We start from the raw sequence: 13,590 nt of genomic DNA on the forward strand, positions 1-13,590 counted from the left end.
GCGGGTTCACCCTTTTGAGCGAGTCCAAATCCCTTGGGACTCAAACAATGTGGCGGTCGGCGGCCCAGCGCGACAGTTCGTAACGATTGGACATCTGGAGTTTGCGCAGGACATTCGAAACGTGCGTCTCGACGGTCTTGATCGAAATGTAGAGCTCCTTGGCGATCTCCTTGTACGCGTAACCGCGCGCCAGCAGCCGCAGCACCTCGCGCTCGCGGTTGGTGAGCTGGTCCAGTTCGGGATCGCTGCCGCCGCCGACGGTCTTGGACGCGAAGGCGTCCAGCACGAAACCGGCCAGCCGCGGCGAGAAGACCGCGTCGCCGTCGGATACGCGGCGGATGGCGTCGACGAGATCGTCGGAGGAGATGGTCTTCGTGACGTAGCCGCGCGCTCCGGCGCGAATGAGCCCGATGACGTCCTCGGCGGCGTCGGAGACCGACAGGGCCAGGAAACGCACCTCGGGATGGGCGGCGCGGACGCGCTCCAGCACCGCCCGGCCACCGCCGTCGGGCATGTGCACGTCCAGCAGGACCACCTCGGGCAGCTTCGCGGAGATGTCGCGGACGGCGTCGTTGACGGTGCTCGCCTCGCCGATCACCTCGACGCGGTCGCCGAGCTCGGCGCGCACGCCCGCCCGGAACATGGCGTGGTCGTCGACCAGGAACACTCGCAGCGGCTCGCTCATCGCCTACTCCTTCTCCCGCGGCATGCTCAGCCGCACCTCGGTGCCCGCGCCCGGCTCGCTGATGATCTTCGCGTCGCCGCCGTGGCGCTTCATGCGACCGATTATGGAACCACGGACGCCGTGCCGGTCACTCTCCTCGTTGCCGAGGACGGCGTCGACGTCGAAACCGGCTCCCCGGTCGCGCACGAACACCGAGATCTGATCCTCCTCCACTTCGGCGTAGACCGACACCGTGTCCACCCCGGCGTGCCGGGCCACGTTGACCAGTGACTCGCGGGTGGCGGCCACCAGCGCGACCGTGGGGCCGTCCACGTCGCAGTCGCCGACGCAGACCACGTCCACGGTCAGCCCGTAGACCTCGTCGACCTCGGCGGCGACCTGGTCGATGGCCGCCGACAGCTTCTCGGTGGGCTCGGCGGTGGGCTTGTACAGCCAGTTGCGCAGGGTCCGCTCCTGGCCGCGGGCCAGCCGCGCGACCTCGCGGGGGTCCTCGGCGCGCCGCTGGATCAGCGCGAGGGTGTGCAGGACCTGGTCGTGGATCATCCCGGCGACCTCGGCGCGCTCCTGCTCGCGGGCGTGGGCCTCGCGCTCGGCCGACAGCTGCGTCATCATCCGCCACACCATCGGGCCGAGGACGATGCCGATGCCGACCACGCCGATCGCGGTGAACATGAGCGAGTTGAGCAGGGCCTCCTGGCCGTCCCGGGACGGGTCGACCACGGCCACCACGCCCACGACGCCGACCAGGACGAGGACCGTCCCGCCGAGCATCCGGTACAGCAGGACGCGCTTGCCACCGCGCCCGAACAACGCCGCCAGCCATGCCGCTCCCCCGGCCTCGGCCGACCAGCGGCGGCGCTGCGCCGGGTCGGCCTGCTGCCAGATCAGGCCCGCGCCGGCCGCCACCAGGACGATCAGCCAGCCCAGGATCATGTTCGTGCCGCCCCACCCGGTGGTGATCTGCACGATGAGGACCCCGGCGCCCAGCGCCACGAAGGCCGGGAGCTGCCGCAGGTCCGAGCGGGTCCGCGCGCCGGCCGGATCGGCGTCACGCGGCAGGACCGCCCAGAAGGCCACGTAGAGCATCGCGCCCAGCCCGAAGAACAGCGAGAGCACGATCAGGCCCAGACGCAGCGGGACGACGCTCAGGCCCAGGTGGTTGGACAGGCCGCGGGCGACGCCGGTGAGCATCCGTCCGCGGACGGCGCGACGCAGGCGGCGCTCCTCTGGCGGCGCCGGGGCGGGCGCGATGGCGGCCGTCACGATGGGGCTCTCCCTTGATCCGCGGGGGGTGGTCGTCTGGCTCTTGATCTCGATACTCACACGCGCGCGACGCGCCCGCCATGGGGTCCGGCCCCCATTTCCCGATATCAGGGTCGGGTCAGGGTCGATCCCCGAGGCGCGCGGCGGCGCGGCCCGGCAGGATTCAAGGCATGAACGAACACGTCCCCCCGCCGCGGAGCCTGCCGCGCCCGCTGCTCGGCATCGTCCGGGCCCGGGAAGAGGGCAAGGTCGCCGGTGTGTGCGCCGCGATCGGCCGTGTCACCGGCAGTGACGCTCTGCTGTGGCGGGTGCTGTTCGCGGTCCTGATCCTGTTCGCCGGCGCCGGTCTCATCGTCTACGCGCTGCTGTGGCTGTTCACGCCCGCCGAGGGCGACACCGCCGCCCCGATGGAGGCGGTCTTCGGACGCGGCCGCTCCAGCACGCCCGCGCCGCTCACGCTGGCGCTGTCCGGTGGCGTCGCGGTCGCGGCGTTCGTGGTGTTCTGGGACAACTTCCCCGTCGCCGTCATCATCGGCCTGGCGCTGATCGGCGCGGTGGTGTACCTGACGCGGACGGTGCCGCAGCGCTTCCAGCGCGCCGAGACCTACCGGCACAGCCCGCTGGGCGCGTCCCCCGTGCCGGTGCCCCCTCCCCCGGGCCCGCCCGGGTACCGGGCCCCGTTCGCGCCCTACGGCCCCTACGTCACCTACACCACGCAGAGCGCCTCGCACGGCGCGGCGACGGCTCCCGCGCCGAGCCCGACGGGCAAGCCGCCGTTCCTGCCGCCGCTGGCGCAGCCGCCGGTGTTCGGTCCGCAGCCGCAGCCGGTGTCCTACGGGACCCCGCCGCAGCCGCCCGTGTACGTCCCGCCGCGCCCGCCGGTCGTCCCGAAGCCGCCGAAGCCGCGCTCGAAGCTGCCGCTGGGTGTGCTCTCGGCGATCGCGCTGGGCGCGGGCGTCACCGGCGTCGTCGACCTGGCCGGGGCCTCGGTGCCCTTCGGCTGGTACCTGGCGGTCGCGCTGACCATCACCGCCGCCGGGCTGTTCATCGCCACCTGGATCGGCCGGGCCCGCAGCATGATCGCGGTGGGCATCGTCCTGTCGCTGGCCCTGGGGATCTACAGCCTGACCGCGTGGGTGAACGAGAACTTCCCCGACGAGGACCGCCTCTGGCACCCCACGAGCGTCGCCGAGGTGCAGACCCGGTACGAGCTGAACGACGGGACGGGCCTGCTGGACCTGCGGGACGTGGTGTTCACCGATACCACCGACCTCACCGTCACCATCAGCGCCGACAACGGCGAAATTCGCGTGCGGCTGCCGCAGAACGTCGACGCGACCGTCACCAGCCGGGTCGACTTCGGTTCGTCGACCCTGTTCGGCAACGACTCCTTCGGCGGCGGCACGCGAACCGACCTCGGCGCCGACGGCGCCGGGGGCGGCAAGATCAAGCTGAACATCGACGTGAACAACGGCGCAGTGGAGGTCTCCCGATGAAGCGGCACCAGACCGACACCGTCTCCCTCGTCTTCGCCGTGATCTTCACCGGCGTGGTCGTGTGGTGGATCGTGTCCCGTTTCACCGATTTCAGTCCCGCCGGGTTCGGCCTCATGGTCGCCGGGACGCTCATCGCCGCCGGGGTCATCGGCCTCGTCACCGCGATGCGCCCCCGCCGCGTCCTCGAACCCGCCCCGGTGACCCCCGCGCCCACGCCCGGGCTGTTCGCGCCCGCGCCGGACGCCACCGCCGTCCTCGGCGAGACCCCGGCGGCCGAGCGGCCCAGTTTCAGCGGCTTCGACGTTCACGGTCTGCTCACCGACGACGAGCGCGCCCGCGCCGACGAGCTCATCCGGAAGATCGGCCGGACGCGGGCCGAAGAGGGCGAAGACCCTCGCGAACCCGAGTGAACATATGCTTGAGGCGGTCTTCTGCCGTCTGTGGAGCTGTTGATGAGTCTTGCCCCATCCTCGCGAGTCGGTGAACGCGCCGCCCGCGCCATCGCCGACGAGTTCGCCCGCGACACCACCCCGCGCTCCGGTCTCCTGATCGGCGCCGAACCCGGGTCCGCCGTGCTCACCGCCGCGCTGGACGCCCTGGCCCCCGGCGACACGCTCACCGTGGTCGCCGAGGCCGACACCGCCGCCGCCATGCGCGAGCACCTGGAGGCGCAGGGCAGCTGGGTCGCCGCCCGCGCCAAGGTGGTGACCGCCATCAGCGACGCGCCCCGCAGCGACGTCGTCATGCTCGGCGCGCCCGTCTCGACCCTCGACGGCGAGACGGCGAAGTACCTGGAGTCCGTCAAGGCCGTCGTGGCCGAGAACGGGATCCTCGTCCTGGCCGTCCCCGCACGCGGCCCGGTCGCCTTCGAGCTGACCGACCTGATCGCCGAGCACGGCGTCGCCGAGGACCTCGTCCTGCGCAACCGCCCGCCGCTGCGCGTGCACCGGCTGCGTTTCGGCGTCGCGCCCGCCGCCGACGCCGAGAAGCTGCTGCCGGCCTACCGGCCCTCCAGCGTCCCGCTGACCGGCCGCATGCACATCGACTCCAACGGCATCGCCGCCGCCGGTATCGCCTTCGGCGCGGCCGTGCTGCTCAAGCGCCTGCGCCCCAAGTCGAAGCTGTGGGTCGTCCCGGCCCTGGCCGCGGCGCCCGTGGCGGCCTTCTTCCGTGACCCGGAGCGGTCCATCCCGGAGGAAGAGGAGGCTGTCGTGGCCGCCTCCGACGGCAAGGTCTTGTCGGTGGAGCACCTCACCGATGACCGCTTCGGCGACGAGTGCACCGAGTGGCTGCGGGTCGCGGTGTTCCTGTCGGTGCTGGACGTGCACGTCAACCGTTCGCCGGTGTCCGGCCGCGTGGTGGACGTCTTCCGCGAGTCGGGCGGCTACGCCCCGGCGATGAAGGCCGCCGCCGAACACAACGTGGCCTGCTACACCGTCGTGGAGAACACCCGTGGCCGCGCCGTCGTGGCCCAGCGCACCGGCCTCCTGGCCCGCCGCATCGTCAACCGCGCCAAGGTCGGCGCCCTCGTCGCCAAGGGCGAGCGCTACGGCCTGATCCGCTTCGGCTCCCGCACCGACATCTACCTGCCCGCCGACTGCGCCGAGGCCCTGGTGGCCCCGGGTGAGCGCGTCGTGGGCGGCGAGACCGTCGTGGCCCGCTGGCTGTAAAAGAAGAGTGAGAGCAAGTAAGGGAACGGCCCGCCTGATTCAGGCGGGCCGTTCGCTCATTCGAGCCGCAAGCGGGAAGTGTCCTGACCGTGTGGTGAAGCTCTACGCGCGCGTGCGGCGGCGCAACCAACCCCCAGAGCCACGACGCACCGTATGCCGAGAAACTAAGCCCTCTTCCGGCTCGGGAAGAGTGTTTTCCGACCCGGGGTCCAGGGGACGGAGTTCCCTGGTGGGGGTCCAGGGGGCAAAGCCCCTTGGGCACCACGCGAAGCCGCAGCCATCCCAAGCACCCCGGGTCCGGCCGTCACACCCGCCAGGAATACGTGATGGTCAATCCCTTCCGCAGGTCGGGGTCCCGGACCCAGTCGGTGGTGTCGGTGACGGTCACCGTCACGGTGTGCCCGCCGGTGAGTGCCACCGGCGCCGCCGCCACGGCCACCCCATCGACGGTCCAGGACGTCTTGAGGGTCGCGATGTCGGGAACCGTGATGCGCCCGGGTCCCTCCGCCACCGCCAGGTTCGCCTTCGCGTAGAACGCCGCGATCATCGCCTCGCGCCCGGGCAGGTTGAACTGCCGCCCGAGCGTGCGCATGATCGAGTTGTCCGAGGGCCGGTAGATCCCGCTGGTGTAGTACCTGCACCCCACGAACGTGTCGATGACACCTCCGTCGGGCGTGGCCTGTCCCATCCACCGGTACCACTTGCGCTGCTGGCTCACCATCTGCGTGCGGGTCAGCTTCGAGGCGTTCGCCTCGCGCGGCTCGGCCCCGGTGTACACCGTCCCGCCGCCGTAGTCGTATTCGTCGGCGAGTCCGCCGATGCTGTGCCCGAGTTCGTGGACGACGATCTGCCCGGCGGAGGCGTTGCCGCCCGCGGCGGTGGCCACGCCGCCTCCGGCGCCGCCGTAGGTGGTCGTGTTGGCGAGCGCGACGACCTGGTCGACGTCGGGGGCCTGGGCGGCGTACTGCTTGGCCTTGGTCTCGTTGACGCACAGGAGGCGGGCGGTGCCGCCGCAGTAGAAGTACATGTCGAGGGCGGTGGTGCGGTAGGTGCCGTAGGGGTCGTTGTCGACGCCGGACTGGCTGGAGACGACGTCGACCTTCCACACGTTGAACAGGGACTGGTAGCTCTTGAAGGGTTCGACGGCGAAGAGCTCGGCGACCTTGGAGCGGACGTGTGTGTCGTAGGTGCCGAGCTGGCCGGAGGTGTAGCCGTCGCCGACGAACACGAGGTCGAGGTGCGTGGCGGGGTCGCCGTTGTTGATGATGGGGGTGACGACGGCCTGCGCGACGGCCGAGCGAGAAGCCGGGGACTCGCTCGACGGGAGGCGCACGGCTTGCCGGGTGATCGTCCCGTCGGGCGCGAACACCTCGCGCACCTCGGTCCGGGTGGGTGTGGCCGCCTGTGCCGGGGCGGTCGACGCGAGCGCGAGCGCGGTGCCTAAGAGCGCGGCACCGGCGCGTAAGTAGGTCTTCATGTTCCCGACTATGGCCGTACGCCCGCGTTGCCTCCCATCCCAACCGGCCATAACATCCGGGGCATGGACATCGAGCCGCGCCATCTGCGCATCGTCTGCGCCATCGCCGACGAGGGCAGCATCACGCGGGCGGCGGCGGTCCTGGGGATCTCGCAGCCGGCGCTGACGGCGCAGTTGAGGCGCATTGAGGACGCGGCGGGCGCGCCGCTGTTCGCGCGGCATCTGCGCGGGGTGGAGGCGACCGCGCTGGGGCAGTACCTCATCGACCGGGGGCGGGCGATCCTGGCGGAGCTGGACGATCTGGCGGGTGGTCTGCGGCAGCGCGCGGGCGGCGAGTATGTCCGTGAACTGCGGCTGGGCGGGGTGTCGGGGCCGATCATCGTGGGCCTGGCCGACCGGCTGGCCGAGGCGTTCCCGGATCGGCGGGTCGACATCCGGGCCGAGTACTCGCCTCGGCTGCTGCTGGACCTGGTGGCCACGGGGCGGCTGGACGCGGCGGTCGTCCTGGACTATCCGGGGCACGAGCTGGCCACGCCCGCGCACGTGGACAGCGCGCTGGTGGTGACCGACGCGGTGTGCGTGGCGATGGGCGCCGGGCACGCGCTGGCGCGGCTGGAGGAGCTGGACCTGGCGGAGCTGGCGCGCGAGTCGTGGGTGCTGCCGCGCTCGGACGGGGCGGGCTGGCCGGAGTACTTCCTGCGGTCGTGCTCGCAGGCGGGGTTCACGCCGCGGGTCGGTCACCGGGTCGGGGAGACGCGCCTGCTGCACGAGCTGCTCGCGTCGGGCAGGGGTCTGGTGCCGTGCCAGGCGACGTTCCCCGCGCCGGAGGGTGTGGTGGTGCGTCCGCTGCGGGGAACACCGATGCTGGTGCGGCACCGGCTGCTGTGGCATCGGGATTCGCCCCTCGCCGAGCACGCCGGGTTGTTCGGCGCGCTGGCGGAGGAGGCGTACGGGGCGTGCGCGGCCCTCAGGCCGCGGAACCGGCCCGGCGGCGGTGCTTGACCCACAGGAGCGGGCCGGAGACCAGGTACAGCGCGACGACGATCACGAAGGTCGCCTGGAGGTCCAGCAGCGCGCCCAGGGCGGGCAGGATCCACAGGACCGTCGGGAGCTTGCGCAGCTGGTTCAGCTTCACGTACGGGAAGCTCGACACCATCAGCAGCGCCAGCGCGCCCACGACGCCCGCCAGGACGATCGTGGGGACGACCGCCTCGTCCGGGCGCGGGATGAGGACGGTGGCGATCACCAGGACCGCCGCCGACATGGTGGTCGGCACGCCGGAGAAGAACCGGCCGTCCTTCGGGGAGACGTTGAAGCGGGCCAGGCGGATCGCGGCGCACACCGCGACGAGGCCGCAGGCGGCGGCGACCAGCGCGACGGGGGCGTCCCCGTGCAGCCACTGGTACACCACGATCGGAGTGGCGATGCCGAAGGAGCACATGTCGGCCAGCGAGTCCATCTGCAGGCCGAACGGGCTGGCGACGCCGAACTTGCGGGCCAGCGGCCCGTCGAGGGCGTCCATGAGGACACTGCCGAGCAGGCACAGCGCGGCCCACTTGACCATGTCCTGGCCCTGCGAGGCGAGCAGCATCGCGGTCATGCCGAACGCGATGGACGTCACGGTGCACCCGTTGACCAGCGCGAACTTGACGCGGCGGCTCATCGTGACCTCGCCCGGCAGCAGCCGGATCGGGGCCGGCGGGGCGTCCTCGGCGTCTTCGGCGGCGGCCGTGAGCCCGTCGAGCTCGGCCACCGTCTCGGCGGGGATCTCCACCGTCACCTCGTCACCGCGCCTCCGCAGCCGGATGGGCGGCAGCGGCTGGAGAACCAGACGCCGGGCGAGCGTGCCGCCACGACGCAGCCCCCTGGCGATGCCACGGCCCGCCGGTCGCGGGCTGTCGTTGTTACGACGCCGCAGCCACAAGGTCCTCTGCACTCGGTCCTCCTCGCCCTTCCACCGGGCACCCACAAAACGATGGTCTCTCAGGTTCGCGCTGTACACCATGGCACATCAGTGCCAGCTTTGGCGATCCCCGTGACACGTTCTCGACGGTCGAACGGGGTGAAAACGCGCGAAACGGCACCCGACACCACGCTGTATCGGGTAGCCTGCGCCACCGGGAGAGCCGGTGACCCTAACCAAGGTACCGGCTAATCCGGACAGCTCCTAATCAACGCATTCAGATCAGCCGAAGTCCATCGACCACCGCGGGCGTCAGCGGCAGCTCCTCCAGCGCCTTCCGCGGCCACCAGCGGGCATCGGCGGTGGAGCCGCCGGCCATCTCCACGACGCGGGCGTCGGTGGGTTCGGCGACGAAGACGCGGAAGATCGCGCGGACCCCGTGCCAGTCGAGGGGGTGGCCCTCGGGGCCGATGGCGCGGCGGGTGCGGAAGGACGTCACGTCCAGCAGTTCGCCGACCTCGCCGTGCTGGCCGGTCTCCTCGTAGACCTCGCGGGTGACGGCGTCGCGGGGCTGCTCGCCGAAGTCGACGCCGCCGCCGGGCAGGTGCCAGTTTCCGGCGCCGGGGTAGCCGTCGGCGATGCGGGCGAGGAGAAAGTTGTCATCGGCGTCGGTGGTGACGCCGTAGGCGCCGAAGCGCTGGCCGCGCCGCTGGCGCTTCTCGTTGGGTTCGATCGGCGGGGGGTCGGGCCGGTAGGTGACGGGGCCGCCGTGGATGTCCAGGACGCGCGAGACGACGGGGGTCATCGCCTGCCCGGCGATCTCCTCGGGACGCAGCCAGGTCGGCTGCTCCATGTTGCCGTTGGGTTCGGGACGCAGGGTGCCGCCGGTGACGCGGACGCCGTAGAGGACCGCGTTGGTGTGGACCGGCCCCCGCGGCCCGTCCATCATGATCGACACGACGTCCTTCAGGTCCTCGACCGCGACGTCGAGGCCTGTCTCCTCGGCGAACTCGCGGACCACCGCGTCGCGCGGGTGCTCGCCGTGCTCGACGCCGCCGCCGGGCAGGAACCACGCCCCCGGGTAGACGGAGCGCTGCGAGCCCTTCGTCAGAAGGATGCGGCCGGTTTCGTCGTACACCACCCCGTAGCTAGCGAGCCGAAAGCTGTTCTTTTGTCGCATCGATCAAGACTATCCTGCGAGCGACCTGCGCAAACGGTGCGTGTGACGGGGCCGACGGCGGTCCGGCCGGACGTGGTGGCGCACGAAAAGGCCCCGCGCGGTGTGCGCGGGGCCGTGGGGGCCTACTCCCACTCGATGGTGCCCGGGGGCTTGCTGGTCACGTCGAGGACGACGCGGTTGATCTCGGGGACCTCGTTGGTGATGCGGGTGGAGATCTTGGCGAGCAGCTCGTAGGGCAGCCGCGACCAGTCGGCGGTCATGGCGTCCTCGCTGGACACCGGGCGCAGCACGACGGGGTGGCCGTAGGTGCGGCCGTCGCCCTGGACGCCGACGCTGCGCACGTCGGCGAGCAGCACGACGGGGAACTGCCACACCGAGCGGTCGAGTTCGGCGGCGGTGAGTTCGGCGCGGGCGATGGCGTCGGCGGCGCGCAGGATCTCCAGGCGGTCGGGGGTGACCTCGCCGATGATGCGGATGGCCAGGCCGGGGCCGGGGAAGGGCTGGCGGTAGACCATGGCCTCGGGGAGGCCGAGTTCGAGGCCGAGGCGGCGGACCTCGTCCTTGAAGAGGGTGCGGAGGGGCTCGATGAGGGTGAAGCGCAGGTCCTCGGGGAGGCCGCCGACGTTGTGGTGGGACTTGATGTTGGCGGTGCCGGTGCCGCCGCCGGATTCCACGACGTCCGGGTAGAGGGTGCCCTGGACGAGGAATTCCACGTCGTGCTCGGCCTTCAGCTCGCGCTGGACGGTCTCGAAGATCTGGATGAACTCGCGGCCGATGATCTTGCGCTTGGTCTCGGGGTCGCTGACCCCGGCGAGTTCGCGCTGGAAGTGCTCGGCGGCGTCGACGACGCGCAGCTTGATGCCGGTGGCGGCGACGTAGTCCTTCTCGACCTGCTCGGCCTCGCCGGCGCGCAGGAGGCCGTGGTCGACGAAGACGCAGGTGAGCTGGTCGCCGACGGCCTTGTGGACGAGGGCGGCGGCCACGGCGGAGTCGACGCCGCCGGAGAGGGCGCAGATGACCTCTTTCTCGCCGACGAGGTCGCGGATGAGCGCGACCTGGTCGTCGATGATGTTGCTCATCGTCCAGGTGGGCGCGATGCCGGCGATGTCGTAGAGGAAGTGCTGGAGCACGGCCTGCCCGTGCGGGGTGTGCGCGACCTCGGGGTGGAACTGGACGCCGGCCAGACGCCGTTCGCGGTCCTCGAACGCGGCGACGGCGGCGCCCTCGGAGCTGGCGGTGGCGGTGAACCCGGCGGGGGCGGCGGTGACGGAGTCGTTGTGGCTCATCCACACCGACTGGCGCTCGGGCAGCCCGGCGAACAGCGCGCACTCTTCGCTGACGGTGAGGGGCGTGCCGCCGAATTCGCGCTTGCCGGTGGACTCCACGGTGCCCCCGAGGGCGACGGTCATGGCCTGGAAGCCGTAGCAGATGCCGAAGACGGGGACCCCGGCCTCGAACAGCGCCGGGTCGGTGCGGGGGGCGCCTTCGGCGTAGACGGAGGCGGGCCCGCCGGACAGGATGATCGCGGCCGGCTTCTTGGCCAGCATCTCCTCCACCGGCATCGAGTGCGGGACGATCTCGGAGTACACCCGCGCGTCGCGGACGCGGCGGGCGATGAGCTGGGCGTACTGGGCCCCGTAGTCGACGACGAGTACCGGTGCAGGCAGGGTCATGTCAGCAGCTTAAACGCCCGTTTTCGCCACGGCCGAGGCAACCGGCGCGTGTGTGAGCCGGGCCGACCGCTTCCACGGGACCCCCTTGATCACCTATATTCCCGACCATGGCGGTGCGGGCTCCGGTTCAAGAGGTGCGCCGGACGCTGGTCGAGTTCACGCCGTCGCGGATCGACCCGCTGTCGGCGTTCCGATGCGCGCTGGGCATCGCGATTCCGCTGCTCGGCGGGATGCTGCTGGGCCAGCCCGCGCTGGGCGGCGCGGCGGCGATGGGCGCGTGGTCGGCGGGGCTGACCACGTTCCACCGGGACGCGCGTCCGCGTCCGATGCTGGCGGTGCTGGCCGGTGCGGTGCTGGGCCTGGGCGTGTTCATCGGCGGGCACACCGAGCACTGGATGTGGGTCTCGGTGCTCACCGCGATGGCGTGGTGTTTCCTGTGCTCGCTCCTCGGTTCGCTGAACGACCTGGCGGCCTCGACCTCGGCGAGCCTCGGGGTGGCGATCTTCCTGGCGCACGGCCTGACGGTGGACAACACGCCCGAGCAGGCGGCGGTGGCGGCGGTCGTGGGCGGGGTGATCCAGGCGGTCATCGTGCTGCTGCTGCCCCGGCACCGGCACCGCAGTGAGCGGCTGGCGCTGGCCGAGCTGTACCACTGGCTGGGGCGGGAGGCGCGGGAACTGGCCGAGGACGCCCACGTGGCACCCTCGACGGGTCCGCTGGAGCTGGCCGAGAAGGTCCTGGACACCCACCGGCACACCCCCGAGGTGTTCCTGACGGCGCTGACGCACGCGCGGCGGCTGCGCGCGGTGATCTCGGCGGTGGCCACCGGCCGCGAGCGGGTGGTGGACGCCGATCCGACGGCCGCGCGGCACCTGGCGGCGGTGCTGCGGGAGGCCGCCGACGCCCTCGACGTGATCGGGGACGCCATCGCGCGCCGCGAGGAGCCCGCCCACGACTGGCACGACCGGCTGGACGCGGCGGTGAAGGTGGTCGCCGAGGACAACCGCGGCACCTATCTGCCGATCCCTGAGTGGGAGGCCAACCGCCTGGTGGGCCTGGTGCGCGCGGCGGCGGCGACCGCGGCGACGCCGACGGTGGACGACCCGGAGTCGGGCCGCATGGACCCCTCGCGGTGGCGGCTGCGCCCGGAGGTCCCGCCGATCCGGGAGCCGCTGGGCGAGGCGTGGAAGACGCTGCGGGCGAACCTCTCGTGGCGGTCGACGGCGTTGCGGCAGGCGGCGCGCACGGGGATCGCGGTGGGCATCGCGTCCCTGGGCGCCTACGCGTGGCCGGGCGATCACGGGTACTGGCTGCCGCTGACCACGTGGCTGATCCTGAAACCCGACTTCGCCGCGACCCTGGGGCGCGGCATCGGCCGCACGATCGGGACGGCGGTGGGCGCGCTGCTGGCGGGCGTCCTGTCGTCGCTGCTGCCGATGGAGCCGTTCGTGGTCGCCCCGGTGGTGGTGAGCTTCGCGTTCATCGCCTACCTGCTGTTCCAGGCCAGCTACCCCGCCTACAGCGCGGCGGTGGCGGGGTTCGTGGTGTTCAACATGGAGCTGGGCGGCAGCGCGCCGCTGTACGCGGCCGGGCAGCGGGTGGCCGCGACGCTGGTGGGCGGGCTGTTCGCGCTGCTCTATTTCATGGCCTGGCCCAAGTGGGAGACCCCGCAGCTCGGCGAGCGCCTGGCGGAGCTGGCGGGCCGGTACGCCGATTACGCCGATTACATCCTGTCGCGGCACGCCGATCCGTCCCGGTTCAAGGAGGGGCGGATGCGGTCGCTGCTGAAGGATCTGCGGCTGTCGCGGGCGGAGGTGCAGTCGGCGATCACGCGCGCGGCGGCCGAGCCGGTGACCTCGCCGGGCCCGATGAGCGCCGAGGCGAAGGAGCTGGCGGGGGATCTGGGCTGGGCGGCGCGGCCGATGATCGCGCTGGAGGCGTCGCTGCCGGCGGTGGACGCTCCGGCGGTGCCGCCGCTGGACGATTTCCGGCGCGCGGTGGCGGGGGTCTATGAGGAGCTGGAGCACCGGCTGCGCGGCCGTGAGCAGGACGATGAGTCCCTGGTGGCCCTGCGGACGGCCTATGAGCGCCTGGTGGCCGATCTCGCCGATGATGTGACCCCCGACACAGACCGGCAACCGACATACCGGAGAAGGGCTCTTTACCGGACGGAATGCGAGACGCTCGTCACCGCCCTAGAGTCAATCGGCGAGCAGATCGGACGTCCGGTTCCGCCTTAGCCG

Annotated in this window: 11 protein-coding genes; 5 read left to right on the forward strand and 6 right to left on the reverse strand. The window is 71.9% G+C overall.

Annotated features, from left to right (window positions below):
* Positions 1-40 precede the first annotated feature (40 nt).
* Together QSK10_RS06540 and QSK10_RS06545 are read right to left on the reverse strand one after the other, a co-directional pair.
* Positions 41-685 (reverse strand): response regulator, encoded by a 645-nt coding sequence (locus QSK10_RS06540; protein WP_285661693.1) that lies wholly within the window; start codon positions 683-685, stop codon positions 41-43.
* 3 nt (positions 686-688) lie between these two features.
* Complete coding sequence (locus QSK10_RS06545) at positions 689-1,948, reverse strand: ATP-binding protein (protein WP_285661694.1); 1,260 nt, start codon at positions 1,946-1,948, stop codon at positions 689-691.
* Between the two features lie 170 nt (positions 1,949-2,118).
* Here QSK10_RS06545 and QSK10_RS06550 point away from each other — a divergent pair, with 170 nt between their 5' ends.
* From QSK10_RS06550 to QSK10_RS06560, 3 genes are read left to right on the forward strand one after another with little or no spacing between them, the layout of a single operon-like run.
* Positions 2,119-3,444, forward strand: coding sequence for a PspC domain-containing protein (locus tag QSK10_RS06550; RefSeq protein WP_285661695.1), 1,326 nt, complete (start codon positions 2,119-2,121; stop codon positions 3,442-3,444).
* Positions 3,441-3,854 (forward strand): hypothetical protein, encoded by a 414-nt coding sequence (locus QSK10_RS06555; RefSeq protein WP_285661696.1) that lies wholly within the window; start codon positions 3,441-3,443, stop codon positions 3,852-3,854. The genes QSK10_RS06550 and QSK10_RS06555 overlap by 4 nt, the downstream gene beginning before the upstream one ends.
* Positions 3,855-3,896: 42 nt before the next feature.
* Positions 3,897-5,114, forward strand: a complete 1,218-nt coding sequence (locus QSK10_RS06560; protein WP_285661697.1) for a phosphatidylserine decarboxylase — start codon at positions 3,897-3,899, stop codon at positions 5,112-5,114.
* 304 nt (positions 5,115-5,418) lie between these two features.
* Here the strand turns inward: QSK10_RS06560 and QSK10_RS06565 are convergent, their stop codons facing one another.
* Positions 5,419-6,591 carry a M64 family metallopeptidase gene (locus tag QSK10_RS06565; RefSeq protein WP_285661698.1) on the reverse strand — a complete coding sequence of 391 codons (1,173 nt, stop codon included), beginning with the start codon at positions 6,589-6,591 and terminating at the stop codon, positions 5,419-5,421.
* A gap of 63 nt (positions 6,592-6,654) precedes the next feature.
* On the opposite strand from QSK10_RS06565, the gene QSK10_RS06570 reads away from it, so the two are divergent.
* Positions 6,655-7,593, forward strand: coding sequence for a LysR family transcriptional regulator (locus QSK10_RS06570; RefSeq protein WP_285661699.1), 939 nt, complete (start codon positions 6,655-6,657; stop codon positions 7,591-7,593).
* Here QSK10_RS06570 and QSK10_RS06575 read toward each other — a convergent pair.
* From QSK10_RS06575 to guaA, 3 genes are all read right to left on the reverse strand, one after another.
* Positions 7,559-8,452, reverse strand: coding sequence for a CDP-alcohol phosphatidyltransferase family protein (locus QSK10_RS06575; protein ID WP_432705316.1), 894 nt, complete (start codon positions 8,450-8,452; stop codon positions 7,559-7,561). The two genes, QSK10_RS06570 and QSK10_RS06575, sit on opposite strands and share 35 nt — an antisense overlap.
* A gap of 319 nt (positions 8,453-8,771) precedes the next feature.
* A complete protein-coding gene (locus QSK10_RS06580; protein WP_285661701.1) occupies positions 8,772-9,674 on the reverse strand; it encodes an NUDIX domain-containing protein in 903 nt (300 codons plus the stop codon).
* A 122-nt stretch (positions 9,675-9,796) separates the two neighbouring features.
* The gene (gene guaA, locus QSK10_RS06585) at positions 9,797-11,347 is read right to left on the reverse strand and encodes a glutamine-hydrolyzing GMP synthase (protein ID WP_285661702.1); all 1,551 of its coding nucleotides are present in this window, start codon (positions 11,345-11,347) and stop codon (positions 9,797-9,799) included.
* A gap of 107 nt (positions 11,348-11,454) precedes the next feature.
* On the opposite strand from guaA, the gene QSK10_RS06590 reads away from it, so the two are divergent.
* Positions 11,455-13,587 carry an FUSC family protein gene (locus QSK10_RS06590; RefSeq protein ID WP_285661703.1) on the forward strand — a complete coding sequence of 711 codons (2,133 nt, stop codon included), beginning with the start codon at positions 11,455-11,457 and terminating at the stop codon, positions 13,585-13,587.
* The last annotated feature ends 3 nt before the right edge of the window (positions 13,588-13,590 follow it).

The sequence above is a fragment of the Actinorhabdospora filicis genome, from assembly GCF_030269765.1.
In the GTDB taxonomy this organism is placed as follows: Bacteria; Actinomycetota; Actinomycetes; order Mycobacteriales; family Micromonosporaceae; genus Actinorhabdospora; species Actinorhabdospora filicis.

Bases quoted from the DNA above. Each gene is read 5' to 3' on its own strand.
- QSK10_RS06540 (WP_285661693.1), bottom strand. From the start codon at position 685: ATGAGCGAGCCGCTGCGAGTGTTCCTGGTCGACGACCACGCCATGTTC.
- QSK10_RS06550 (WP_285661695.1), top strand. From the start codon at position 2,119: ATGAACGAACACGTCCCCCCGCCGCGGAGCCTGCCGCGCCCGCTGCTC.
- QSK10_RS06555 (WP_285661696.1), top strand. From the start codon at position 3,441: ATGAAGCGGCACCAGACCGACACCGTCTCCCTCGTCTTCGCCGTGATC.
- QSK10_RS06560 (WP_285661697.1), top strand. From the start codon at position 3,897: ATGAGTCTTGCCCCATCCTCGCGAGTCGGTGAACGCGCCGCCCGCGCC.
- QSK10_RS06565 (WP_285661698.1), bottom strand. From the start codon at position 6,591: ATGAAGACCTACTTACGCGCCGGTGCCGCGCTCTTAGGCACCGCGCTC.
- QSK10_RS06570 (WP_285661699.1), top strand. From the start codon at position 6,655: ATGGACATCGAGCCGCGCCATCTGCGCATCGTCTGCGCCATCGCCGAC.
- QSK10_RS06580 (WP_285661701.1), bottom strand. From the start codon at position 9,674: ATGCGACAAAAGAACAGCTTTCGGCTCGCTAGCTACGGGGTGGTGTAC.
- guaA (WP_285661702.1), bottom strand. From the start codon at position 11,347: ATGACCCTGCCTGCACCGGTACTCGTCGTCGACTACGGGGCCCAGTAC.
- QSK10_RS06590 (WP_285661703.1), top strand. From the start codon at position 11,455: ATGGCGGTGCGGGCTCCGGTTCAAGAGGTGCGCCGGACGCTGGTCGAG.